We start from the raw sequence: 24,670 nt of genomic DNA, 5'->3' as shown, positions 1-24,670 counted from the left end.
GACGTCGAACACCAAGCTGTCGAACGAAGTCTAGTCCTCAGCGGTGAAGAACGTCGCGAACGGCAGATTTGATTAGCGAGGTGTGCAAAGTGATGGCGAGTGCGGCGACCTCACGGGCCAAGTCGTCGGCGCGATCGCGGGCACCAGCCTTGCCTAGCGGCCCCGCAATCTGGGCGATCAAGTCAGACTGCCGGTCGGCCGCGGAGCGGAAGGCGCGTAGATGCCGCGGCTCAACCCCGTACTCGGCCAGCGCTCGTGCGCATTGCAGGATCACGACGGAGTGTTCGTCAAAGAAGCCGCCCGGTCCAGTGGTGATCACACCGGCTTTGAGCAGGGCCGTCAGCAATTCGTCGGCCACTCCCGAGCGTTCTAGGAGGTCTTCCCGACTCAGCCGGATACGGGTCGGCGACACCGCTGCAGTATCCGACCCGACGGCACCCTTGCCGGCTACCGGCACCAATCGCGGTACGACGTAAGGGGATCCGAATGGCGGCAACTCACCGTCGGGCTGGGCGTCCAACTGCGCCCTGATCACCTTCAGCGGCAGGTAGTGATCCCGCTGAGCGGTGAGAATGAATCGGAGCCGCGCACAATCGTACGCGGTGAATCGCCGGTACCCCGACGCCGCCCGCTGCGGCGTCACCAGCCCCTCGGCCTCCAGAAAACGAATCTTGGAGATGGTCACATCGGGAAAATCCGGTCGTAGCAGGTCCAGGACCGCCCCGATCGACATCCCGGCCAGTCCGGGGCTATCGGGCGCGGTCACGGGCCTCCGGTGCCCCCATCGGCCTCGCCTTGCTTGGGCCCGGTCAAGAACACCAACCGAAATTTGCCGATCTGGACTTCGTCGCCGTTCGCCAGCACCGCCGAATCCACTGGCTCGCGGTTGACGTAGGTGCCGTTGAGGCTTCCGACGTCGACGACATTGAATTCGTGGCTTTCCAACCGGAATTCGGCATGGCGACGGCTCACGGTGACATCGTCGAGAAAGATGTCGCTGTCGGGATGCCGGCCGGCGGACGTGATGGCCTGGTCGAGCAGGAACCGAGACCCAGCGTTGGGGCCCCGTTTGACCACGAGCAACGCCGAGCCCGCGGGGAGCCCCTCCACCCCGGACACCGCGCTCTCGGCACCCGCCTGCGCGGGAGCGTCCAGCTCGTTGAGGAAGTCTGCACGGAAGACGGAGGTCGTCTCTACCGTAACTTCATCAGAGGTCGTGTCCTTCTCAATATCGGGGTCCATGTCCGTCACCCGCTGCTCCTCACTGGCCGCTGTGGCGTTGTCTGACCGGGCCCGTTCGGCCGGCTTCCCACTAACTCTTCACCGCCCATTATTGCCCTTACTACCTTCTCGTGCTGATGTCTCGACCGTACCGCGCACGGGTCGGCAATGCGCTCAACCCTGGCCCGCGTCGTCGCGGGTGACGCTGGCAGGGACACTAGCAATTGTCATTCGGTCAGTGTGCCGCGGTAGGCCTCCGCGTCGAGCAGCGTCGCTAAGGCTGAGTCCAGGGCGGCGACATCCGAGCTGTCGACCTGGATGTCCAACAGCCAGCCCGCCCCGTAGGGGTCGGAGTTCACCAATTGCGGGGTGCCGTCCAGGTCGCTGTTGACCGCAGACACTGTGCCCGAAATGGGCGCGTAGAGATCCGACACAGATTTCGTCGATTCCACTTCGCCGAAGGTTTCGCCGGCGGTGATCTCGGTGCCGGCGGCGGGCAGCTGAACGAAGACGACATCGCCAAGTGCCGACTGGGCAAAGTCCGTGATCCCCACCCGTACGGTGTCGTCGCTGCTGCGGCGAATCCACTCGTGTTCGGCGGTGTAGTGCAGATCGGACGGGATATCGCTCACGGTAATCCTATTCTGGTCGGTTTGGAGTTGGGTGGTTCACTTGCCGGGCTGAGCGTATTGGTGCTGTTTTGGTTGCCGCAAGGCGGTTACGTCCACTCGGTCGGCCTGCTGCACCGACATCCGCGCGCCAACACGTTTAACGCTGTCGTCGGCACCACCGGGAATGTTCATCGCCGCGGCCAGCGTGGGTGGATCACCAATCGCCAGAATCAAATACGGCGGGGACAGCGTTTTGGTGTCGACGGTCAGCGAGCCGGGAACGCCGACAACCCAGGTGTCAACTCCGACCCGCACCGACTGCTGCGCATCGTTGATCTGGATTGCCTCGGCTCCGGCGGCACGCAGCTCGTTGATCACGTCGATCATCACTTCGGGCGCCACTCCGGGGCCTGGATCATCGATGGTTACCCTGATGCCTGGCCCAGTGGCACCCACGGCGCCGACCAGGATGGACAACGCGGCCAATCTGGCCTGGGCGCTTTCTATGGCTGCCTGATCGGTGTTGCCGGATGCCTGCAACGCGTTCAGCGTGTTCTGAAGTTCGGTCACTTCGGCGTTCAGCGTGGCCTCGCGTTGCCGCAACGAATCCAACAACACCAACAAGTCTGCGGGACGCGCCGTTTCCAAGGCATCGCCGGACTCGGTCTGACGGACCTGGGTAACTATGGCAACCCCAAGTACCAGGCACAACACGATCGCCAGCGTCCCGAACACGAGCCGGGAACGACCACCCCGCAGCGTCTCGGTCATTCCGGTCGGGGGACGCGGATGATCGGCCGATAGCTCGTGACGGCCACGCCGCCCGGTTTCGTGGTCTCCTGCGTCGGCTTGGGGGTGACCGTGCTGGGTTGCCGCGGCGCGCGTTTCAGCCCCGGCGGGCTCTGGGGCGGCGTCTGGGCGATTCTCGCTCACGTTGATCTCATCTCCGTCATGCGCCGAACAGCCGCCGCCGCAGAGCGGCGGTGTTGCCGAAGATGCGGATGCCCAACACCACGATGATCGCGGTGGACAACTGTGTGCCGACGCCCAGTTGGTCACCGACATAGACGATCATGGCAGCCACCAAGACGTTGAACACGAACGAAACCACAAAGACCTTGGGGTCAAAGATGCGCTCGAGATAGGCGCGCAGCCCGCCGAACACCGCGTCGAGCGCCGCGACCACTGCGATCGGCAGATACGGCTCGATGGCCTCGGGCACGCCGGGATGGAAAACCAAACCCAGCACGATTCCTATGGCAAGTGCTGCGATACCGATCATGTGCGCCGGAATCCCGTCCGCATTTCTCCCCCCATCGAAATCTTTTCCACGAGTACTTCTCTCACTAGGGCCCAATCTGTTTGGCGAACTTGACATCCCGGACCGCTCCGGCAGGCAGCGCAAGACCGTCGCCGACGTTCACGCTGACGCCCACGCCGTAGGAGATCTCCAGCAACCGCAGGCGGTGCAGCCCTGGGCTGCGGTCGAAGATATCTTGCATTACGTGCGGCGGCCCGACCGCAAGGATCGTGTAGGGGCTACTGGTGGGATTGTTGTCGACCAGTATCGCTCCGCCGGCTTGCCGGATCGTGACGTTCGGCCCGATCCGGGCGCCATCGACCGAAATTGCCTCGGCGCCGCTTGCCCACAACGAGTTGACGACTAGCTGCAAATCGCGGTCCAGGATGATTTGCTGGCTGCCACTCACCCGTTGTTTGGACACGTCGGAAAGATTAGGGCCCACCCCGGGGTCGGTCACGGTCACCGTCAAACCGGGGCCGATGACTGGGGTGCTGGCCGCCGCCAGGCCGAGCGCGTCGAGTCGGGTCAGCAGCCGTTGCCCCTCGGCGTCGTCCGCGAGTGCGATCCGCTGCTCGACGTCGACTTTCGCCGAGAGTGCGCTGCGCCGTTGGGCCAACGTGGCGGCGGCGGCCTGGGTTGATCGCACGCTCGTGACCAGCAGCTGCTGAGCGGCACGCACACCGGGTGCGACCGAGCGCGCCTCCGCTACCGCCGCGGCAAACACCGCGGCGACCAGGGTCGCCGCCAGAGCCTGCCACATCCAGTCGATGGCGCGGGCTCGCTTACCTCGTGGCGCCGCGGCACGGTCACGTTCGGCGGCAGCCGCCGCGTATCCGGGATCCAGATGTTCGGACAGCAGCGCGCGAAGCAAGGACGGCAATGGAATTCTCTGTGGGCGCGCCGCTGAGTGGGCGCTGAAGCCGGCGTTGGGGTCGTAGCCGCCGAGCAGCCGATCAGACTCAGCCATGTTCACCCGAGTTCCGAGCGACCGGCTGATGAGTCCGGTGTTTGAGCTTGGGCATCTGCCGCACCACCATCGTCATCTGGACGGCGTACAGCACGAACGCCCACAAATACGCATACATGCCCCAGATCAAGAATCCCCATCCGCAAGCCAGCAACACGCGGCTCCACAATTGGTCCCATTGGCCCAACAGAATGATTGGAAACCCGACCATGAAGCAGAAAGTTGCTGCCTTGCCGACGTAGGTCACCGGCAGCGCCGACAGTCCGCGGCTCCACAACAACGGCAGCGTCGCGGCCAGCAGCGCGTCGCGGGCCAGCAACGTGACGACGAACCACCATGGCACGACGCCGCTCAGCCCCAACACGATGGGGACGGTGACCATGTAGAGGCGATCGACGGCCGGGTCCAGCAGCACACCCAGCCGCGATGATTGGTTGAGCAGCCGCGCGAACTTGCCGTCGGCCCAATCGGAGACGCCACTGAACACCAGGATCGCTACCGCCCAGCCATTGATGTGCGCGACCAGCATTACGTAGACGAAGACCGGAATGAGTGCCAAGCGAAGGACGCTCAGCACATTGGGGACAGTCAGCACCCGATTCTGTGTGAGCACCGGCTTCATGAGCTGTGACCCTAGCTCGGCGACGATGCGGTCCGCACAACGGACCGAGGAGGAGGCGGGCAATCAGGTCCAGCTCGGCGACGATGCGGTCCGCACAACGGACCGAGGAGGAGGCGGGCAATCAGGTCCAGCTCGGCGACGATGCGGTCCGCACAACGGACCGAGGAGGAGGCGGGCAATCAGGTCCAGCTCGGCGACGAGTGCAAACACGGACCGTCAGCGGAATATCCCGGGCAGGCTGAGGGTAGATAGCGTGTCATCGGACAGCGGGTTGTCATTGACCATGTAGGTCCATGTCGACGTGGGCCGGGCCAGTTTGGACAGGTCCAACCCCGGCTCGTCGTCGAGGAGATTGGCGGTTTCGAATGTCTGTTGAGCCGCCTCGATGGCATCGGCGGCCAGTGACGCGAACGCGTCCACCGCCATCCGGTGAAACTCATCGAGCGGATTCTGCCGGCCCAGCGCGCGCAGATGGATGCTTTCCCGAATGTCAGCCAGGAACGCCAGGTGATCGGCCCAGCCGCGGTCGAGGTGGTACAGCATGATCAGCCGGCAAATCTTGTCGAGGCGTTCTTCGGAGAGTTCACCAGATAGCTCCGCATATCGCTTCGGCGCCAATTCGGCGAGTTCCTCACGCGCGGTTGCGGTGCGCAGCAACGTGTTACGCCGCTCGACGATGATGGCGCGCTGCTGGGCGATCAGCTGGTTGTAGCGCCAGGTGTTGGCGTGCACATCCAACAGCCGGCCCTCGGCGACGCGCTGAGCATGGTCGAGCAGACTACTCGTCCGGGGGCTGACGATCCGACCGTCCTCGTCGGTTTCCATGGGCAATTTGTTGTTGTCGAGGTTGGCCGCGACGACATCGTCTTCCCAGCTCGAGAAGAACACCGAAGATCCCGGATCCCCCTGGCGACCGGCCCGGCCGCGCAATTGGTTGTCCAGTCGCTCGGTGTGATGCCGGCCGGTGCCGACGACGTGCAGCCCGCCCAATTCGGCGACCCTGTCGTGATCTGCTTCGTCGGACCCGCCGAGCCGGATATCGGTGCCGCGCCCGGCCATTTGAGTCGACACCGTGACCGCGTCGTACTTGCCGGCCTCGGCGATGACCCGAGCCTCCTCGGCATCGTTTTTCGCGTTGAGCACCACCGCGGGCACACCGCGGCGCAGCAGGCGCTCGTGCAGTTCCTCGGATTCGGCCACGTCGCGGGTGCCGACCAGCACCGGCTGCCCGGTCTCGTGCACGTCGACGATGTGCTCGACGATCGCGTCATTCTTGGCCGCAGCGGTGATGTAAACCCGGTCGGCCTCGTCCTCGCGGATGTTCGGGGTGTTCGGTGGGATCGGTGAGACGGCGAGTTTGTAGAACTGGCGGAGCTGTTCACCGGCGGCCAGCGCGGTGCCGGTCATTCCGCACACGGTCGCATACCGGTTGATCAGGGCTTGCACCGTAATGGTGTCGAGGACCTCACCGGTTTCGGTGGTCTCGATACCCTCCTTGGCCTCGACGGCGGCCTGCAGCCCGTCCGGCCAGCGCTGCAGTTGCGCGATGCGGCCGCGCGACGCGTTGATCAGGTGCACCGCGTCGTCCCGGACGATGTAGTGCACGTCGCGCTGCAGCAGCACGTGCGCGTGCAGCGCGACATTGACCTCGGTCAGCGTGGTGCCGACGTGTTCCTCGGAGTAAAGATCGATACCGCCGAGCGCCTTCTCGACCCTGCGCGCGCCGGCCTCGGTCAAGTGGACGTTGCGGCTATCGGAATCGGTGGCAAAGTACTCGTCGGCATCCCGGTCGCCGACCAGCTCAGCGACCAGCCGAATGATCTCCAGCCGCGGCGTCTCACGGTGCGTGGTTCCGGCCAGCACCAGGGGCACCAGTGCCTCGTCGACCAGCACGGAGTCGGCTTCGTCGATGAGTGCCACATCCGGATTCGGCGATACCAGGTCGGCCACATCGGTCACCAGCTGGTCACGCAGCACATCGAAGCCGATCTCGTTGACCGAGGCATACGTGACATCGCAGCCGTATGCGGCCCTGCGGTCCTGGCTCGTCGACTCCGCTGTGATCCAGCCGACCGTCAGGCCCATCGCCTCCAGCAGCGGGCCCATCCACTCCGCGTCGCGCCGGGCCAGGTAATCGTTGATCGTCACGACGTGCACGTGCCGGCCGGCCATCGCGTAGCCAGCGGCCGCGATCGCCCCGGCCAGCGTTTTGCCCTCACCGGTGGCCATCTCGATCACGTCACCGGCGAGCATGCGCAGCGCGCCAAGCAACTGCACATCAAATGGTCGGAGCCCGGTCGTCCTTTCCGCGGCTTCCCGGGCGATCGCGAGATACTGCGGGATATCGGCCGACTCCGCGAGATCCTCGAGGATGAGCAGGCCAGCCGCCTTGCGTAACTTCTCGTCGGTGAGGGCGGCGGCTTCCTTGTCGTACTCGGCTGAAGCGGTTACCTCGGCCAGCGAACGGCTCCGGTTCTTTTCGGTGCTGGCGCCGAGCAACCGCCAGAATCGGCTGCTCAGCCGGCCGGGTTGCGCGCGGGTGGTGTTGGGCACAAACCAACGGTACGCGACCCCCAACCGGCGCGAGGGCGCGTGTCTGTACGCCGACACGCCGCAATTTGTGTACAGCTGCGGAGGCTCGCGGCGAAGGCAACAACGCCGGTCGGTGCCCGGCCCATCAGGCCAGATTGGACCGGCGTGGATAGGCGACGCTTGGGTCGGTGAGCACGTTGACGACGGCGGGCAGACCACTACTGAAGGCACGTTCGAGCGCCGGCCGAAGCTCGGCCGGCGCCGACACCAGCTCGCCGTGGCCGCCCAAAGCGCGCACAATCTCGTCGTAGCGAGTTCCTGGCCGCAGCTCCGCCACCACGGAATAGCCGTACAACGCTTCCATCGGGTGCTTCTCCAAGCCCCAGATGCCGTTGTTGCCTATCACCGAAACCACCGGTACGTGGTGCCGTACCAGCGTGTCCCACTCCATGCCGCTAAACCCAAACGCGCCGTCACCCTGCAGGAGCACAACCTGGCGCTCCGGCAGCGCCAGTTTGGCGGCCAGGGCATAACCGGGCCCTGAGCCAAGACAGCCGAACGGACCGCTGTCCAGCCAGCAGCCTGGCAGATAGCTGTCGATCATCCGGCCGGCGTAAGACCCGAAGTCTCCAGCGTCGATAACGACGACTGCGTCGCGATCCAGCAGCGACGCCAGCTCGGCGTACACCCGCATTGGATGCAGCGGGACCCGGTCATCGGCCAGCTCGGCCTGCTCGAGATCGCGCGCCGCAGTCTCGGCCGTCCGGAGCTCGTCGATCCAGTCCGGATGCTGGGCCCCACCGCCGGTGGCCAACGCCGTGAGGATCGCGGTCAGATCCCCGTAGAGCCCAGCCGCGACTGGTCGCGGATGTTCGCGTGCGGGTTCGACGCGGTCTAGCACGACCAGCTGGGTTGTCGACCCGAACACCCCGCCGAAACCCAGACGGAAGTCCATGGGTACTCCCACAATCAACGCGACGTCGGCCTCCCCCAACGCTTTCGCCCGCGCGCGCGAGAACGCCAGCGGGTGGTCGGCGGGCACCACGCCGCGGGCCATCCCGTTCATCAGCACCGGGATCCGCAGGTTCTCGGCCAGACGCAGCAGGGCCGCCTCCGCGTGTCCCCACCAGACATTCGTTCCGGCCATGATCACCGGCCGCTGTGCGGCCGCCAGCAGGTCGGTTACCCGGTCCAGTACGGCGCCGTCGGGGGTGGCACTTGTCGGCAAGTCCGTTAGAGCGCCGGGGCGCCCCGGATCGTCGGACATGGAAAACGCGTGATCCATCGGGAAGTCGACGAATGCCACACCCGACGGGGCACTCACCGCCGACAGCAGCGCCTGGTCGACGAGCTGGCCTGCGTCCTCGGCTGATTGCGCCGTAGCGGCGAAACGAGCCAACGGCGCCACGAACGGCACGTGGTCAATCTCCTGCAGGGAGCCCATCCCCCAACGCAGCGCGGGCGCGCGACCGCCGAGCACCACCAGCGGCGACTGGTTCTGCTGCGCGGCAGCCATCGCGCTCATCCCGTTGGTGACGCCCGGACCAGCAGTGAGCGCGGCCACCCCCGGCACCCGGGTCACCTTCGACCAGCCTTCGGCGGCGAAGGCGGCGGTTTGCTCGTGGCGGGTGTCGATCAGGCGGATGCCTTCCTCGCGGCAGCCGTCGTAGATGGAGAACAGGTGACCACCCGACAACGTGAAGACCGTGTCGATGCCGCTGGCTTTGAGTCGGCGCGCGATGAGCCGGCCGGCGTGAATGGTGTGGGCGGGGACGGTGTCGGTGCTCATAACCGGCAGCCTATCCACAACCTTCGGGTACGTTCGCCGAAGGATTTCTGTTGAGGAGCCACCTGAACACCTCGACTGTAAGGAGCATCGAACTTTGGGCCCGACACCGTTTAAGCCATCCATCGACTGGTCCGCCGCATTCCCGGATTCTTTGTATTGGGTCGGCAAAGCCTGGACGATCAGTGCCGTCTGTGTGCTCGCCGTGCTGATTCTGCTCAGATATTTCACGCCGTGGGGGCGCCAGTTCTGGCGGATCACCCGCGAGTACTTCGTTGGCGCCGAGAGCGTGCGCGTTTGGCTGTTGCTTGGTGTGCTCTTGCTGTCGGTCGTGCTGGCGGTGCGCCTGAATGTGCTGTTCAGCTACCAGGGCAATGACATGTACACGGCGCTGCAGAAGGCCTTCCAAGGCACCGCCGCCGGCGATCAGGTGGTGAAAAGCTCTGGTGTGCGCGGATTTTGGATGTCGATCGGGGTCTTCAGCGTGATGGCGGTACTACACGTGGCCCGGGTGATGGCCGACATCTACCTGACCCAGCGCTTCATCATCGCCTGGCGGGTGTGGCTGACGGACCATCTCACCAAGGACTGGCTGGAGGGCAGGGCCTACTACCGGGACCTTTTCATCGACGAGACGATCGACAACCCTGACCAACGCATCCAGCAGGACGTCGACATCTTCACCGCCGGGGCCGGTGGTACACCGAATGAACCGTCCAACGGGACGGCCAGCACGTTGCTATTCGGGGCCGTCCAATCGATTATTTCGGTGATCTCCTTCACCGCTATCCTGTGGAATCTGTCGGGCACCCTGAATATCTTCGGTCTGTCTTTCCCGCGGGCGATGTTCTGGACCGTGCTGGTTTATGTGTTCGTGGCCACGATCATTTCGTTCGTGATCGGGCGACCACTAATTTTGCTGAGCTTTCGCAACGAAAAGCTCAACGCCGCTTTTCGTTACGCCCTGGTGCGATTGCGCGATGCCGCCGAGGCGGTGGGTTTCTATCGCGGCGAGCGGGTGGAAGGCAGGCAATTGCGCCGACGGTTCACCCCGGTCATCGACAACTACCGTCGATATGTGCGCCGAAGCATCGCCTTCAACGGTTGGAACCTGTCGGTGAGTCAGACGATTGTCCCGTTGCCGTGGGTGATCCAGGCGCCGCGGTTGTTTGCCGGCCAGATCGACTTCGGCGATGTCACGCAGACCGCAATGGCCTTCGGCAACATTCACGATTCGTTGTCGTTCTTCCGCAACAACTACGACGCGTTTGCGTCCTTCCGCGCGGCGATCATCCGACTGCACGGAATGGTTGACGCCAACGACAAGGGCCGCGCCCTGCCCGCGGTCCTGACCCGGCCGAGTGACGACGCGTCAATTGAGCTCAACGACGTCGAGGTGCGTACGCCTGCCGGCGAGCGATTGATCGACCCGCTCGACGTTCGGCTGGGCCGTGGCGAGTCGCTAGTGATCACCGGGCGTTCAGGGTCCGGCAAGACCACCCTGCTACGCAGCCTCGCGGAATTGTGGCCGTTCGCCTCAGGGACACTGCGCCGCCCGGACGGCGACAACGACACGATGTTCTTGTCCCAGTTGCCCTATGTGCCACTGGGCAGTCTTCGCGACGTGGTGTGCTACCCGAATTCAGCGGCCGACATCCCGCACGACACCCTGCGGGACACGCTGGGCAAGGTGGCGCTCGCGCCGCTGTGCGATCGGCTGGACGAAGAACGCGACTGGGCCAAAGTCCTTTCCCCCGGGGAGCAGCAACGCGTCGCGTTTGCCCGCGTTCTGCTGACCAAGCCCAAGGCGGTCTTCCTTGACGAAAGCACGTCGGCGCTCGACACCGGACTGGAATTCGCGCTTTACCAGTTGTTGCGCAGCGAACTGCCGGATTGCATTGTGGTCAGTGTCAGCCATCGACCCGCGCTGGAACTGCTGCACGACCACCAGCTGGAACTGCTAGGCGGCGGCCCGTGGCGGCTGCGCCCCGTGGAAAAGGAGCCCGCACCGGTCTAACCCCTGCCCCGTCTTCGGTAGCTCCGCGACACCTTAAAGAATATGTGGCACTTGGACTTTCGCGAGTCTGCTACGACTCGCTTCCAGATAGCGATACGCTGCAACCACCGATTTCTCGAGTGTGACCGCGCGATCGCTCCATTGAGGTCACGAAGCGTTGGTGAGGCGCCAGAGGTCATTTGTCATCGCGATGCCGCAGGCGCTGGCCGCGGCAGCAACGGATTTGGCGAGTGTGGGCTGCGCGATCAGCAGTGCAAATGCTGCCGCGGTGGCCCCCACCACAGGGATTTTGGCTGCGGGCGCCGATGAGGTGTCGGCGGCGGTGGCAGCGTTGTTCTCCGCACACGGCCAGGCTTATCAGGAGCTAGGCGTGCGGCCGATCACTGCTCCCGGGACATGCCCTGCGCGCTCGTTGCAGCGTGCGCTCCGGCGCGGCGGCCGAAGAACGAGCCTTCACCCAGTTGCGTGCCGCTGGCGTATCCCTTGCCGTCCTGGGCGATGTTGGACGCGCATGCCCCAACCGCGTACAAACCGGCCACCACCGAGCCGTCTTCACGCAGCACCTGCCCGTCCACCGACGTGGCCAGCCCGCCCAGGGTGAATCCGGCATACACCGCTTTGCCCAATGACATGTCGAATGCGCCCCACGGCCCGTTGTCTTGCGGCGCAAGGAATTCCGGCTGCTTATGGAAATCGGGATCCTCGCCACGCGCGGCGAAGGTGTTGTAGCGATCCAGCGTAGCGGTCAAATTGCCGTGCGGAATGCCAAGTGCGGCTTCCATTTCGGCCACGGTTTCCCAGCCGTCGATCAGCGGCACTAGCGGTATCGTGGGGTGCTCCAGATGCGCCTCGTCGACGATGAGGAAGGCCGCGCTATCCGGCTGGTCCATGATGAACCCCGCTGTCCTGGAATGGTAGGAGTCTTCGGCGACGAATCGCTGCCCCAGCTTGTTGACGATGATCCCGGTGAGCAGGATCGGCGGCGGATAAGGCGGAGCGGTAATGAAGATCTGATCCATGTGCTGGCTGGCGCCGCCGGCCGATACGCCCATCCGGATACCCAACCCGTCGTCATAGGTGTTGCCCAGCACGAACGGCTTCTCGGCCAGTTTCGGGGTGTACTTCGCGACCATGTCCGGGTTCATCACGAAGCCACCGGCCGCGATGATCACTGATTTCGCCTTGATGGCACCGGTTTCGGAAAACCGTTTCCACATCACGCCAGTCACGGGGGTCGCTGGGTCCGCACCCTCCACGATGAGCTGGGTGGCGCCGGTCTCGTAGCGGATCTCCACCCCCAGGCTTACGGCTCGCTTGAGTAGCAGGTCGATTACCATGCTGGCGCCGCCGGTGTCACCGGCTACCGGGACCTTGTGGCCGCGTGGCGCCGGCGCCGCCATCTGCAGGAACGGCCAGACTCTCTCGTTGCCGGTGTACATCAACCCCTCCGTGTTGGGCTGGATCACCGCCTTGCCCGGGAAGTAGCTGCGTTCGAACTGAAACCCCAAGTCTTCCAACCAGTCAAAATGCTCGACACTGCCTTCGCAGTAGGCGCGAATCTTGGTGTGGTCCGGCTTCCTGGACACCGCGACCAGAATACTTGTACATCTCCTCCGGTGAGTCGGCCTGCCCGGTCGCCCGCTGCACGGCAGTACCGCCGCCGAGGTAGAAGTGCCCTCCGGCAAGGGAGGTCGTGCCACCGGCCGCGGCGGCGCGCTCGAGCACCAGCACCCGTGCCCCGGTGGCGGCCGCGCTGACCGCCGCGCAACCGCCAGCGATGCCGAAACCGATCACCGCCACGTCGACGTCATCCGACCAGGACGTCACGGTGTCCGCACTAACCGCCGCTGGTATCTCGGTGTTCACCGCTGCTCCTGTTTGACGTAGTCATAAAACGCCTTGATCTCTGGCGAGAAATATGCGATTTCGACATACGGCACCCCCGCAAGCGGGGCTGACACGTAGGCGAATTGAATTCCGCCGGGCATCACCCCTCGCTGCACCACAACGGCGCCATGGCCAACAGCATCGGCCAGTGTGGCTTCCAACCGCTCCGGGCTATCGGCCTCCATGCAGATGTGGTGCAAACCTGGCCCGCGGTCGCGCAAAAAGTCACTATAGATATTCTCCCCACGGACCGGCGAGATCAACTCTAACTGCATGTCGCCGAGATAGCTCAGCGAGATGCTCGCCACAAAATCGGCGGGCTTGCCCTGATAGCTACAGGTGTCGGGAGCGAAGTGGACGTCAGGTATCCGGATCCACTTTCGGGCACCTAATAGGCCGGTGAGAGCCGTTTCGGTGGAGTCCAGGTCCGGGGTGACCCACGCAATCTGTGTCGGTGACCGAACGAGAAGGTTCATCGTCTCGCAGGATAGCCCAGCTAGCCGGCGGCCAGAAGGGGCTCAGAGTGAATTTGCCACTATCGGGAGCAGCGGCATCGGAAAGCGGGTATGAACACGTTCTAGTTCTGATCGGGCCAGCCGGTCTCAGCAGTTTGTGTGCAGGGTCAGCACATCCACAAGCAGCCGTATCTGGGCATCGAATATCACCGCGGGATCTGTCACCGTGTCGGTGCCGTATTGGCCGAACACCTCCAGGCTGATCGCACCCACCACGCCCGCCCAGAGCAGCAGGCACTTCGTGACGACACGATCATCGCCGGGAAACCCGTACTTCTGCCGGATTCTTTCGAAGTCCGATGACATCGGTTGCGGTGCAACGTCATTGGTCAATCTGATGTCTCCGGTGGCAATTCCCGCAGCGATCGCATCGAAGAACGTTCCGATCACGCGGGTGCCGACTTCGACGGTTCGGTTGGGCGGTGCGCGATAGCCGGGAACCCGGCCGCCATACAGCAAGGTCCAGCTCGCCGGGTGGGCAACTGCCCACCCGCGCGCCGCATGAGCGATCGCGATGACGTCGTCGCTCCACGAGTCGGCGAGGGTGTCGTCGCGGGCCCGTTCCACGGTGTCGGCCAGGTCGGAGTCGGCGTCGACGAGCAGCCGGGTCAGCAGCTCGTCGCGGCTGGCCACATAGCGGTACACAGCCGAAGACACCATGTCCAGATCGCGGGCAATGGCCCGGAGCGACAATCCGGCCGCACCGCGTTCCAACAGCTGACGTCGGCCGAGGTCGACAATTTTCGCCTCGATCTGCTCCCGCGAGTCCCGGCGCTTGCCCACGCGGCCAAGTCTGACACAAGCGAGATCGCCGCTCTGGGCCAACGCACCGGGTATGGGCAGGTCAACGGCGCGTCGCTGGTGTGGCACGGGATCCGACGACAACGCGCTGGTGTCGTTAAGCAGGGGGCGTCACGCCGAGATCAGCGCGGACCTGTTCGGAGGTCGACCGCCAGGACACCGCCGCGGGAAAGTCCCCCCAGACACTGTTGAAGATCCCGACAATCTGCGCCGGGCCGCCGCCGGGGGCCAGGTAGACCGGGCCCCCCGAATCACCGTTGCGAGTGAGCACGCCGTGGGACATGGTGAACCACCCGTTGTTGACGCTTTCTACCGTTCCGCAGGTTTCACCGGTTCGCACGCCGAAATGGCAGACCGCTTGGCCGGGCGTAACCGTCAAGCCCGGTTTTGATTCCAGTGGACGCCCGTCCGGCAGAATGTTGCTTGCCGTGACGTTGTCGGCCAGCACAATCGCTTCGTAGTCGGCGATCATCTCGTGAGTGGCCACCGTCGAGCCGCTGGGTGTGTTGTCGCGGAAGGCCGCGAGGTGGCCGATGACGTTGTGGTTCCGGTCGGTGACCGATCCCCCGCCGCGGCAGTGCCCCGCGGTGAACGCGATCTTCAGGCCAGGGTCGACGTAGCCCAGGGTGCAGACGTGGTTGTCCTGCTGGATTTCCATGCCGGGGAACACCATGGTCGGTTCGGCGCTGGCGGTCGCCGGCGAAAGCCCGAAGGCCAATATGGCGACCGTCGCCGCACATGCACTGATTGCCAGACGGCCCACCTTCGACTCCTATCCGTCGGGGCAAGCGCCCTGCCTGCCGCCGGTTGCGGCAAAGGCGCAACTAAACCCGACGGTAAGACTTTCGCACCGTCGGGCCCCAGCGTTACCGAGACGTGGCCAGGTGGACGGCGGCGTTGGCTTTACCAATGGTCTGCGGTTCCCAGCCCGGCGGCCCGAAGACATAGGCCAGCCGGTCGCGCAGCCGCGCTGCCGACCGCCAGTCACGGGCGATCGCCACATACTCCCGGGTCTGCAGCTTCCAGACGTTGAACGTATCGACCTTCTTGGTCAGGCCGTAGTGCGGTCGGAACAGCTCTGGCTGAAAACTACCGAACAAGCGGTCCCAGACGATGAGGATGCCGCCGTAGTTCTTGTCCAGATACACCTGGTCCATGCCGTGGTGGACCCGGTGGTGCGACGGGGTGTTGAAGACGAACTCGAACCACCGCGGCAGCTTGTCGATCCGCTCGGTGTGCACCCAAAATTGGTAAATCAAGTTGAGCGACCAGCTGAAGAACACCATCCAAGGGGGCAGCCCCAACAGTGGCAACGGGACCCACATAAGAATCTCGCCGCTGTTGTTCCATTTCTGGCGCAGCGCGGTGGCGAAGTTGAAGTATTCGCTGGAGTGGTGTGCCTGGTGAGTAGCCCAGATCAGCCGGACCCGGTGAGCGATGCGGTGATAGGTGTAATACAGCAGGTCGACACCAACGATCGCGATCGCCCAGGTGTACCACCGGTTTGCTGGCAGGTGCCAGGGGGCAACGTAGGCATAGATTGCGGCATAACCGAGCAGCGCGAGGGACTTCCAGCTGGCGGTGGTCGCTATGGATACCAGCCCCATCGAGATGCTCGCAACGGAGTCGCGAGTGAGGTAGGCGCCGGATGCCGGCCGGGCTGCTTCGATTTGCTCCAGCTTGCGAGCCGCCGTCCATTCGAGAATCAACAGCAATAGGAAGAATGGGATAGCGAACAGCACCGGGTCCCGCATCTGCTCGGGCAGCGCCGAGAAGAACCCTGCGACGGCATCCACACCAGACAGACTACGACTCCCCGTGCGCGCCCGGTGACGATTGACTGTCGAGCTGCTCGCCCCGGTCGGGTCGCGCGGTAGACACTGATGACTGCGATGGACCACCGGATGCCCAAACCCAATTTTGCCCAGCGGCTGCTGCGCGCCTCTGGTGTCCGGAATCGGCTGTTTCCGGCTGCCAAGCTGGACCACTGGGCCGCCCATCCGCGCCCGCCCTACCGCGGTCGGCCGCCCCGGCGGGTGCGCAAGAAGATCGACGTGACCCGGGAAGATCTCAACGGCCGTCCGATCTACCAGGTCAGTCCCCGGCTGGGCGACGGGGACGAGCCGGCGGGTCACCTGCTCTATTTGCACGGCGGGGCATACGTGTTGGATCTGCTGCCGCATTTTCATTGGCCGGCCATCGCGAAGGTGACCACCACCGTGCGCCGGACGATCACCGTGCCGATTTACCCCATCGCCCCCGAACACAGCTACCGCGAGGTGTTCCCGTTCCTGCTCCAGGTTTACCGCCGGATCCTGAGCGCCCGCGACCCGAGTTCGATTGCCTTCATGGGCGATTCGGTGGGGGGGATGGCCTTCGCGCTATGCCATGCGGTGCGCGACGCCGGGTTGCCGCAACCGACCGACGCGCTGCTGCTCTCCCCCTGGATGCACGTTGCGCTGCCGGATCCCCGGTACCGTCCGTCGCCAAGATCGACCCGATTCTTAACCTGGATGACCTGCGTGCTGCGGGCATCCGCTACGCCGGCGGCGATCCGCTGGATACCCCCCTGGTCAGCCCGAGCGTGGGACCGCTGGCGGGACTGCCGCGGCTGACGGTCTTCACAGGAACACACGATGTACTTAATCCCGATGCCCGCGCGTTTCACCACCGCGCGACGGCCGAGGGGCATGACATCGGATGGTTCGAACTTGAGGGAGGTTTGCACGTGTGGATGTTTCTGCCCGGTCGCCGCGCCGCGGCGGCACTGGCCCAGATCCGTCAGGTGCTAGGCAGTTGAGCCGGGTGGTTGTGGTCGGCTCCGGTTTCGCGGGGCTGTGGGCGGCGCTCGGTGCCGCCCGACGACTTGACGAGCTCGCCGTCCCCGCGGGCACCGTCGACGTCACGGTGCTGAGCAACACACCGTTTCACGACATCCGGGTTCGCAACTACGAGGCTGATCTGAGCGCCTGCCGCATTCCGCTCGCCGATGTGCTCGACCCCGCCGGCATTGCGCACATCACCGCCGAGGTGACCGCGATCGACGTCGACGCCCGCAGCATCTCCACCGCCGCCGGCGCCTCATATGGCTATGACCGACTGGTCCTCGCGTCTGGCAGTCAGGTGGTGCAACCCGCGATACCGGGCCTGCGGGAGTTCGGTTTCGACGTCGACACCTATGACGGCGCGATCAGGCTGCAACACCACCTGCAAGCGCTGACCGGTGGGCCGCCAACCCCCGCGGCCACTACCGTCGTGGTCGTCGGTGCCGGGCTAACCGGGATCGAGACAGCCTGCGAGCTGCCGAGCAGGCTGCGGGCCCTGTTCGCCCGCGGTGATGGTGTTAGCCCCCGGGTGGTGCTGGTCGACCACAGCCCGGTTGTCGGCTCCGACATGGGTCCATCCGCGCGGCCGGTGATCGAACAGGCGTTGTCGGCCAACGGCGTTGAGACCAGAACTGCCGTGGGTGTCGCCGCCGTCAGCCAGGGCGGGGTATCGCTGTCATCGGGTGAACGGCTGGATGCGGCCACGGTGGTCTGGTGCGCGGGCATGCGGGCCAGCCCGCTGACCGAGCAGCTACCGGTAACCCGCGATCGGCTGGGCCGGCTGCAGGTCGATGACTACCTGAGGGTGATCGGGGTCCCCGCGATGTTCGCCGCCGGCGATGTGGCCGCGGCCCGGATGGATGACGAGCACCTGTCGGTGATGTCGTGTCAGCACGGGCGCCCAATGGGCCGCTACGCCGGCTACAACGTCATCAGTGACCTGTTCGACGAGCCGATGCTGCCCCTTCGGATCCCTTGGTATGTCACGGTTCTCGATCTCGGACCGGCCGGCGCGGTGTACACCGAGGGTTGGGACCGGACGGTGGTGTCGCAAGGCACGCAGGCCAAGGCCACCAAACAGACAATCAATACCCAGCGGATTTACCCGCCGCTGAACGGACTTCGCGCCGACTTGCTGGCTGCGGCAGCGCCGGAACTGCAGGCCCGCCCCTGAACAAGGCCGTCGTCACTCTGCCTGCGCTTGCTCACCGGCATACCAGTGCACCGCGTAAACGCCCGGCTGTAGCGACAGTTCCGCCACCAACCGCTCAAGCTTGGCCGGGGTATGGCCATCCATGAGGAGGTGGGCGGTCAACGCGATTCTGTCGTCGCCGGCCTGCCCCGTGTGGATTCCGCGCAGCGTGATGTCGTGGCTGCTGGTGTGTTGGACGATATGAGCACGCACATACTTTTCTGATTTTGGCCGACATATCACCTGTACCTGGTAGGGCTGTAGGCCTTCGTCGTCTTCGACGGCGTTGTCCCGGTCGATCAGCCGGCCGAGTGGGCGCCCCAGCAGATGGATCGTGACGATGGTTCCCGTGGCGATGACAGTGAACACCAGATGCCCGGACGCGGCCAGGACACCGACCGCAGCCGAACACCAAAGGGTGGCGGCCGTGTTGAGTCCGCGGACGTTGAACCCCTCACGCAGGATTACCCCGCCGCCCAGGAACCCGATCCCGGAAACCACGTAGGACGCGACTCGGGTGGGACTGCTGTCCTCGGTGGCGACCGCATATAGCACGAACAAGGTCGCACCGGTCGCCACGAGGGCGTTGGTGCGCAACCCGGCCATCCGCGCCCGCCACTGGCGCTCGAGCCCGATAAGGGCCCCGCAACCCACTCCAACGGCCAGCCGGAGCGCGAAATCGGCGATAGTCAGCGTTTGCATGACGCCGACTCCTTCCCGATCGCAAGATGGCGGCGGCAGCTAACCACAAGTGGGTTAACAGGGGGTGGAGCTGGGGCTAACCGGCTGCGCCGCGGTTAATACCAACAACAGGGTAGGCACCTACCGGCGGCCCCGCATCCCGACACGGCTTACCCTCAGACGTGGGCTAGGTGGTGTGGGCAGTAGTGCTTCGCCGAAATCACGGCGAACTGGGCTGCCTTGTCCATATCGAATCCCGGATTCCGGATCGTCACGTCATGGATTAGCTCCAAGCCGGACTCGCCGTTGTCCAAGCACACGCACACCGCTCTGCCGGACCCGATGGCTCGGTCCGGGCTGGCATATGTGATCCCGGCTCGTTGCAGCGCGGCCAGGAAGGCCGCGTCGTCACCGCCGCCCTCGTCCGGATCGGCATAAGCTGGTCCGGCGAGGCCGATCGTGGTGCAAACGCCGAGCACCGCCAGTAGCCTTCTCATAGTTCACCATTCTTCCATTTCGAGACAGATCTTGCAGCGATCACATTGTTGGAAGCTTCGTTCCGGCGCGGGTTTTCTGTCGACCAAAGACGTTCTGCGCCAATCGTATTGACGGTTCTCAACCATCGCCGTCACCGAGATCGCCGAATTTGGTTGCCCACTAGCCCAACTGCGTATCCGAAGGCACGACTTTTGACTTGCCGCCTTTGGATAGGTGTACCGCGTGGATACCCGGCTTTTTCGACAGCTGCTCGAGCAGGCTGTCCAGCCCCTCTTGATCGACGGTGTGGTGCTGCACGCTCTCGGGCTTCTCCGATATTTGTGCGACCAGGCGCTTCAATTTCTCTGGCGAGGTGCCGTCTTTGAGGTCTTTGAACGCGGTGAGACGGCCGCGGGCGCCGGCACGGGTGAAAGCGCTGGGAGCCCCGGCGCCCAGGGCGCTTCCGAGCATGCCTGCCGCCGACATCGAACTGAGCAGGCTCCCCTCGCCGAGAGCGGCAGCTGGCACGGCTTCTGGCCCGGCGGCCGACAACGCGGCGGCGACCGTCCTGATCGCCGGGGTGGCCGCGGCCCAGCTCGGCGGAGCCGAAAACGCCCCCACCAAGGTGCCGCGTCCAAAATGCGCCGATACCCCATCTCCGGACACCGCGCTGGTCAGCCACCCTCGGCCCCAGGCCGGCGCCGCGAGCCCGCCGCCCAGCGCGTCTTTGGGGAGTTCGCCGAGCAACCCCGGCGGTTCGGCGAATTTGAGGAACTGCGAGATCGGGAAGTTGATGAGCAACCCGATGTCATTGAACTGCGTCGTGAAGCCAATTGGAGCCTTTATGGCATTGAATAGGCCCTCATACGTCGTTGCCGCGTTTGGCCCCGCCAGGGCGTCGATGAGCTGGGAGACGACGGTTGTGTAGGCGGTGGAAAGGTCCGCGCCCAGTTGCAGCAGCACCGATATCGGGTTGTTCGCGAGCAGCAGCGACTGCGCGCTGCCGACGGATTGCCCCGCTGCGGCCGCCTGGCTGGCCAGCCCGGCGGCATTGGTGATCTGCGGCGGTTCGGTGAACGGCGCAATTTGGGTGGCGGCCGCCGACGAGCCGGCGTAGCCGTACATCGCGGCGACATCCTGGGCCCACATCTCTGCGTATTGGGCTTCGGTGGCCGCGATCGCCGCGGTGTTCTGCCCGAATACGTTGGTCGCCACCAGCGTTGCCAGCTGGCTGCGGTTGGCGGCAATCACCGGCGGTGGCACGTGCGCGGCGAACGCTGTCTCGTAAGCGCCGGCCGCCGCAGCGGCCTGGATCGCTGCCTCCTTGGCTTGTGCGGCGGTCGCGCTCATCCAGGTCACGTAGGGTGCGACCGCGGCCGCCATGGCCAGTGACGACGGACCTAGCCACGCTCCGCTGGTCAGGCTGGCGACCACCGACGAATAGGCTGCCGCTGTGGACTGAAGTTCGGCGGCGAGCGCATCCCAGGACGCCGCGGCCGCCAGGATCGGCCCCGACCCCGGACCCGTGTACATCCTGCCCGAATTGATCTCCGGCGGTAACGCTGCGTACAACATGTCTTTGCCCCTTACCTGGTGGTGTGCGTTCAATCCTCGAGCGCCGGAATCACGATGATGGTGGCCGCCGCCGGGTCAGCCCCGGCCACTACGCCGCCAGCCGAGCGGGCCGCCCCACCACCACCGGAGCCGAACGCGGTAGCACCAAGTGCCCGTCCCGCCAGGCTGGCCAGGGCCATCTCACTAAACACTCCGGTCTCGCCGGCGAATGCGGCGGTCGGGGCTGCTGCCAAGTTGGTGGGTAGCACCGAAGCCAGCGTTCTGATCGCCGGGGCCGCGGTTGTCCAACCCTGTGGCACCGACAAACTTCCCACCAGGGCCGCACGGCCCATAGTCCCCGACACTTCCGACCCACCTACGGTCGCGGAGCTCAGATTCAGATACGGCAACATCGACTCAGCCAGCGGCGCCAACGCGCCGGTGATGGGTTTCGCCGGCGTGAAGAAGGCCTGAAGACCCTGCGCATTTTGCGCGTAGGCGTATATCTGCCCGAACGACAGGAACGGGCCACCGGGTATGGCGGTCAACCCCTGCAGGGAGTACGGCCCGGTGAGGGTCGCCATGATGGTGTTCCAGTTGGCCAAATCGGACGCAAGCTCCGGTGGCAACGCGGCTGCCGGCAACGACGACGGCACCGCGGTGGTCGTTGCCAGGCTTTGCAGCGCAGTTGGCAACGAGGTGATCAGTTGGGACAGCTGCGTTGTGATGTCCGAGCTGGCCGCGGCGCCGGTGGCCTCGGCTACTGCGGCCGATTGCGTGGCCACCGCCGCCGGGTTCGTCGTTTGCGGCGGCTCGATGAACGGCGTCAACTGCGACGCGGTGGCCGACGAACCGGCATAGCCATACATCGCGGCCGCGTCTTGAGCCCACATCTCTGCGTAATGGGCCTCGGCGGCCGCGATCGCCGGCGTGTTCTGCCCGAAGATGTTCGTGGCGATCAACGACATCAACAATGCGCGGTTGGCCTCGATCACCGGCGGGGGCACGGTTGCCGCGAATGCCGTCTCATAAGCGCCCGCGGCTATCTTGGCCTGGGTGGCAGCCTGCTCAGCCTGGCCACCGGCGGCCCTAATCCACGCCACATATGGTGCGGCCGCGGCCGCCATCGTGATCGAAGAGGGACCCGTCCACCGCCCAACGGTGAGGTCCTCAATCGTGGCGCCATAGGAGGTCGCCGTGGCATGCAATTCGGCGGAAAGCGCGTCCCAGGCCGCTGCGGCGGCCAGCAGCGGCCCGGATCCCGGGCCCACGTACATTCGCCCCGAGTTAATCTCCGGCGGTAGCGCCCCGAAGTCCATATCTGTTACCTCCGGTCCCCTGGATGGGCGCCATGGTAATCACGTCCGCGTAGTTCTGCCCACGAAACTGGCCAAGCTCTTATGAACTTCACCAGGTATCCCAATGTCCACCCCCCTCAATTTTGTCTATTTGACGCCTGTAGACCAGCACTTCCGGCGCCGAGAATTTGCCACGGTTCGTCGTGATTCGGGGCCATTCGCCCGCTATGGCGATCATGCTGCGCAGCATTTATTTGCGTCGCGTTCCGCCCAGGTAATCGCAACGTAAACAGTCGGTGTCACCACTCGCTGAGCGCATGTGAGACCGCTTGTAGCCACCGCATGGCGGCCGGAAATACCTGTTCACCAAAGGAATCGTTGTCCACGAGCAAAGACTGCAAGACCGATTAATGACAATCCCCATGCGTCGATTCCGGACGCTACGACCTTCATCGGCACCATTATTGCGGAATTCGCTATTTCAAAGAACCTCCCAAATTGCCATTTTCAATCACCAGCCTGCGATTTGCGGGCGCGCTGGATGAATTTTCTGAAGTGGTCGAGTTGCGAAGGGCGGTGCGGACACGCTGGGAGCGGACGCCATAGTCGGGTTTGGCTATTGGAATGCGCGGGCTCGCGCCCGATTTGCGGTCTTTCACCCAGCGGCGGGCGGTCGTGCGACGAATCTGGGCCGGAAGCCATACTGCGGCATGGCGCGCCCGAAACCTTGGCCGGCCATGGCGCCAATGGGCATTCCAGGCATACCGGCCGCCCCTGCAGGCGGAGGCGCGACCATCGGTGTGCCCCCCAGCGCCGAGCCCAAGGGGCTCGCCGGTGGTGCGGTCTCGGTCCAGCTCGGCGGCACCGACAGCTTGCCGACGATGGATGCATTGGCCGCCCCGGCGGAAACCCCGCCTGTGGAACCGAGCGGGGCCGCCATCTCGCTAGCTGTCCCGGAAGCCCCCGCATCCAGCACGTCGCCAGCCGCATGCGCAGCCACGACAGCGCCCAGTATGCCAACGAAGGGATCGACCAAGGTGCTCGGCAGGAAGAGCCCGGTCGAGGCAAGGGTGTTCCAGACGTTCGCGTTGGGCCCCCAGTTCGCCCATAGCTGTTGAAGCCAGGAAGGAATGAATGACCCGGACGACGAGAGTCCTTGCAGCACATTGGGGATCGCCGTCAATAGCTGAGATAAGGTCGACGGCTGGTTGCCGGCTGCCTGGCCGGTGGCTTGGGCGACCGCCGCCGACTGCGCCGCCAGCCCGGTCGGGTTGGTGGTCTGCGCCGGCTCGGCGAACGCGGTTAGCTGGGTAGCGGCCGCTGAGGAGGCGGCATAGCCGTACATCGCGTCGGCGTCTTGGGCCCACATTTCGGCGTACTCGGCCTCGGTTGCCGCGATCGCAGTGGCGTTCTGCCCCAGGACGTTGCTGGCGGTCAGCACCGCCAGCTGGGCACGGTTGGCCTCGATCACCGGTGGGGGCACCGTTGCGGCCAACGCGGCTTCGTAGGATGCCGCGGCGGCCTCGGCTTGTGCGCCGGTCTGCTCGGCCTGGATTGCGGTGGCGCCCATCCATACCACATAGGGTGCGGCTGCGGCTGCCATCGCTGCCGACGCCGGGCCGTACCACTCTTCACCGGTCAGCGCGGAAAGCACCGAGCCGTAAGACAATGCGGTGGCGTGCAGTTCTGCGGCCAATTCGTTCCAGGCTGATGCGGCGGCCAGTATCGAGGCGGAGCCAGGGCCGAAATACATACGCCCGGAATTGATTTCGGGCGGCAACGTGGCGAAGTCCAGTGCTGTGGTCATCGATTTGGTCTCCTCGTTAGCTCACGGCAATGACGCTGGCGGCTTCCGTGGCCGCATAAGAAGCGGCGCTGGTGTCCACTGGCGGATTGATGGCAGCGCAGACGCTGAATTGTGTTGAAATGTCTGCTATTTCCCGCGCATTGCACTCACACCACAGCGCGAAGCGGGGGCGCGCAGATCGACGATCCGGATTGAGCCGGTTCAGATCGCGGCAACGGTGCCGGGGTCGGATCGGAACGAAATGATCATCGATCTCGGGCAGGGACTATCACCGGGACTCATTTCGCTCTCACCTCCTCTCGGCCAGGGCACACGGGGATGCCGCTTAACACAGCACGAAGAGGTGGGGGCCCGACGAAATCGCCGGGCGCGGCACCCCTCTCGTCAGAGCTTTGGCACTACACGGCGTATCCGGCCGATCAAGCCGGAAGCCACTTGGGCTCAACCCTTAAGCCGGGAAGAGCTGTCCTGACCCTGGGCGTCTTTCGACGTTCGAGGTCAGTGGCCTGTATCCGTGCAGACGCCTCACCTAGCGAGGTGCATGCCAGGCAATAGTGACATTTGAAGCGAGGTG

The 24,670-nt window shown here is 64.8% G+C and carries 21 protein-coding genes, 3 pseudogenes and 1 riboswitch; of the genes and pseudogenes, 4 read left to right on the top strand and 20 right to left on the bottom strand.

Annotated features, from left to right (window positions below):
- Positions 1 to 37: 37 nt before the first annotated feature.
- The 9 genes from AADZ55_RS11775 to AADZ55_RS11735 all read right to left on the bottom strand — a co-directional run bounded on the left by AADZ55_RS11775 (position 38) and on the right by AADZ55_RS11735 (position 9,045).
- Positions 38 to 766 carry a MerR family transcriptional regulator gene (locus AADZ55_RS11775; protein WP_085326221.1) on the bottom strand — a complete coding sequence of 243 codons (729 nt, stop codon included), beginning with the start codon at positions 764 to 766 and terminating at the stop codon, positions 38 to 40.
- Positions 763 to 1,251: a glycogen accumulation regulator GarA gene (garA, locus tag AADZ55_RS11770; RefSeq protein WP_085326219.1), complete on the bottom strand. Its 489-nt coding sequence runs from the start codon at positions 1,249 to 1,251 to the stop codon at positions 763 to 765. The genes AADZ55_RS11775 and garA overlap by 4 nt, the downstream gene beginning before the upstream one ends.
- Before the next feature lie 197 nt (positions 1,252 to 1,448).
- The gene (gcvH, locus tag AADZ55_RS11765; RefSeq protein ID WP_085326217.1) at positions 1,449 to 1,853 is read right to left on the bottom strand and encodes a glycine cleavage system protein GcvH; all 405 of its coding nucleotides are present in this window, start codon (positions 1,851 to 1,853) and stop codon (positions 1,449 to 1,451) included.
- Between the two features lie 36 nt (positions 1,854 to 1,889).
- On the bottom strand, positions 1,890 to 2,765 hold the full coding sequence (locus AADZ55_RS11760) for a DUF881 domain-containing protein (protein ID WP_085326215.1): 876 nt from the start codon (positions 2,763 to 2,765) through the stop codon (positions 1,890 to 1,892).
- Positions 2,766 to 2,781: 16 nt separating this feature from the next.
- Positions 2,782 to 3,114, bottom strand: a complete 333-nt coding sequence (locus AADZ55_RS11755) for a small basic family protein (RefSeq protein ID WP_085326213.1) — start codon at positions 3,112 to 3,114, stop codon at positions 2,782 to 2,784.
- A 64-nt stretch (positions 3,115 to 3,178) separates the two neighbouring features.
- On the bottom strand, positions 3,179 to 4,102 hold the full coding sequence (locus AADZ55_RS11750; protein WP_085326211.1) for a DUF881 domain-containing protein: 924 nt from the start codon (positions 4,100 to 4,102) through the stop codon (positions 3,179 to 3,181).
- Positions 4,095 to 4,724, bottom strand: a complete 630-nt coding sequence (locus tag AADZ55_RS11745; RefSeq protein ID WP_085326209.1) for a CDP-alcohol phosphatidyltransferase family protein — start codon at positions 4,722 to 4,724, stop codon at positions 4,095 to 4,097. Before AADZ55_RS11745 ends, AADZ55_RS11750 begins: the two co-directional genes overlap by 8 nt.
- A gap of 216 nt (positions 4,725 to 4,940) precedes the next feature.
- Entirely contained in the window at positions 4,941 to 7,277 is a 2,337-nt protein-coding gene (secA2, locus tag AADZ55_RS11740; protein WP_085326248.1) for an accessory Sec system translocase SecA2, read from the bottom strand.
- A 124-nt stretch (positions 7,278 to 7,401) separates the two neighbouring features.
- Entirely contained in the window at positions 7,402 to 9,045 is a 1,644-nt protein-coding gene (locus AADZ55_RS11735) for an acetolactate synthase (protein ID WP_085326246.1), read from the bottom strand.
- A 94-nt stretch (positions 9,046 to 9,139) separates the two neighbouring features.
- Here AADZ55_RS11735 and AADZ55_RS11730 point away from each other — a divergent pair, with 94 nt between their 5' ends.
- Positions 9,140 to 11,059 (top strand): ABC transporter ATP-binding protein/permease, encoded by a 1,920-nt coding sequence (locus AADZ55_RS11730; protein ID WP_085326207.1) that lies wholly within the window; start codon positions 9,140 to 9,142, stop codon positions 11,057 to 11,059.
- Between the two features lie 147 nt (positions 11,060 to 11,206).
- Here the strand turns inward: AADZ55_RS11730 and AADZ55_RS11725 are convergent, their stop codons facing one another.
- Positions 11,207 to 11,338 carry a hypothetical protein gene (locus AADZ55_RS11725; RefSeq protein ID WP_341286320.1) on the bottom strand — a complete coding sequence of 44 codons (132 nt, stop codon included), beginning with the start codon at positions 11,336 to 11,338 and terminating at the stop codon, positions 11,207 to 11,209.
- On the opposite strand from AADZ55_RS11725, the pseudogene AADZ55_RS11720 reads away from it, so the two are divergent.
- Positions 11,292 to 11,435: pseudogene (locus tag AADZ55_RS11720) on the top strand (PE family protein); the annotation flags it as partial. The gene AADZ55_RS11725 and the pseudogene AADZ55_RS11720 sit on opposite strands and share 47 nt — an antisense overlap.
- A gap of 4 nt (positions 11,436 to 11,439) precedes the next feature.
- Here AADZ55_RS11720 and AADZ55_RS11715 read toward each other — a convergent pair.
- From AADZ55_RS11715 to AADZ55_RS11695, 5 genes and pseudogenes are all read right to left on the bottom strand, one after another.
- Positions 11,440 to 12,925 (bottom strand): annotated as a pseudogene (locus tag AADZ55_RS11715) (FAD-binding protein).
- A complete protein-coding gene (locus AADZ55_RS11710; protein WP_085326203.1) occupies positions 12,922 to 13,422 on the bottom strand; it encodes a VOC family protein in 501 nt (166 codons plus the stop codon). Before AADZ55_RS11710 ends, AADZ55_RS11715 begins: the two are co-directional and overlap by 4 nt.
- A 126-nt stretch (positions 13,423 to 13,548) precedes the next feature.
- The gene (locus AADZ55_RS11705) at positions 13,549 to 14,244 is read right to left on the bottom strand and encodes a TetR/AcrR family transcriptional regulator (RefSeq protein ID WP_085326201.1); all 696 of its coding nucleotides are present in this window, start codon (positions 14,242 to 14,244) and stop codon (positions 13,549 to 13,551) included.
- 115 nt (positions 14,245 to 14,359) lie between these two features.
- A complete protein-coding gene (locus tag AADZ55_RS11700) occupies positions 14,360 to 15,025 on the bottom strand; it encodes a hypothetical protein (protein WP_085326199.1) in 666 nt (221 codons plus the stop codon).
- A gap of 103 nt (positions 15,026 to 15,128) precedes the next feature.
- Positions 15,129 to 16,058, bottom strand: coding sequence for a sterol desaturase family protein (locus AADZ55_RS11695; RefSeq protein ID WP_207569123.1), 930 nt, complete (start codon positions 16,056 to 16,058; stop codon positions 15,129 to 15,131).
- An 87-nt stretch (positions 16,059 to 16,145) separates the two neighbouring features.
- On the opposite strand from AADZ55_RS11695, the pseudogene AADZ55_RS11690 reads away from it, so the two are divergent.
- A pseudogene (locus AADZ55_RS11690) lies at positions 16,146 to 17,062 on the top strand (alpha/beta hydrolase fold domain-containing protein).
- Positions 17,059 to 18,261, top strand: coding sequence for an NAD(P)/FAD-dependent oxidoreductase (locus tag AADZ55_RS11680; protein ID WP_085326195.1), 1,203 nt, complete (start codon positions 17,059 to 17,061; stop codon positions 18,259 to 18,261). Before AADZ55_RS11690 ends, AADZ55_RS11680 begins: the two are co-directional and overlap by 4 nt.
- Positions 18,262 to 18,273: 12 nt before the next feature.
- Here the strand turns inward: AADZ55_RS11680 and AADZ55_RS11675 are convergent, their stop codons facing one another.
- From AADZ55_RS11675 to AADZ55_RS11655, 5 genes are all read right to left on the bottom strand, one after another.
- On the bottom strand, positions 18,274 to 18,981 hold the full coding sequence (locus AADZ55_RS11675; protein ID WP_085326193.1) for an MgtC/SapB family protein: 708 nt from the start codon (positions 18,979 to 18,981) through the stop codon (positions 18,274 to 18,276).
- Positions 18,982 to 19,136: 155 nt separating this feature from the next.
- Positions 19,137 to 19,457 carry a DUF732 domain-containing protein gene (locus AADZ55_RS11670; RefSeq protein ID WP_085326191.1) on the bottom strand — a complete coding sequence of 107 codons (321 nt, stop codon included), beginning with the start codon at positions 19,455 to 19,457 and terminating at the stop codon, positions 19,137 to 19,139.
- Positions 19,458 to 19,617: 160 nt separating this feature from the next.
- The gene (locus tag AADZ55_RS11665; RefSeq protein ID WP_085326189.1) at positions 19,618 to 21,012 is read right to left on the bottom strand and encodes a PPE family protein; all 1,395 of its coding nucleotides are present in this window, start codon (positions 21,010 to 21,012) and stop codon (positions 19,618 to 19,620) included.
- Positions 21,013 to 21,041: 29 nt separating this feature from the next.
- The gene (locus AADZ55_RS11660; RefSeq protein ID WP_085326187.1) at positions 21,042 to 22,310 is read right to left on the bottom strand and encodes a PPE family protein; all 1,269 of its coding nucleotides are present in this window, start codon (positions 22,308 to 22,310) and stop codon (positions 21,042 to 21,044) included.
- Positions 22,311 to 22,944: 634 nt separating this feature from the next.
- Complete coding sequence (locus AADZ55_RS11655) at positions 22,945 to 24,096, bottom strand: PPE family protein (RefSeq protein WP_085326185.1); 1,152 nt, start codon at positions 24,094 to 24,096, stop codon at positions 22,945 to 22,947.
- A gap of 369 nt (positions 24,097 to 24,465) precedes the next feature.
- Positions 24,466 to 24,640, bottom strand: a riboswitch (M-box (ykoK) riboswitch).
- Between the last annotated feature and the right edge of the window lie 30 nt (positions 24,641 to 24,670).

The sequence above is a fragment of the Mycobacterium decipiens genome (assembly GCF_963853665.1).
Classification (GTDB): Bacteria; Actinomycetota; Actinomycetes; order Mycobacteriales; family Mycobacteriaceae; genus Mycobacterium; species Mycobacterium decipiens.
This window is presented reverse-complemented; position numbering and strand designations above follow the sequence as displayed.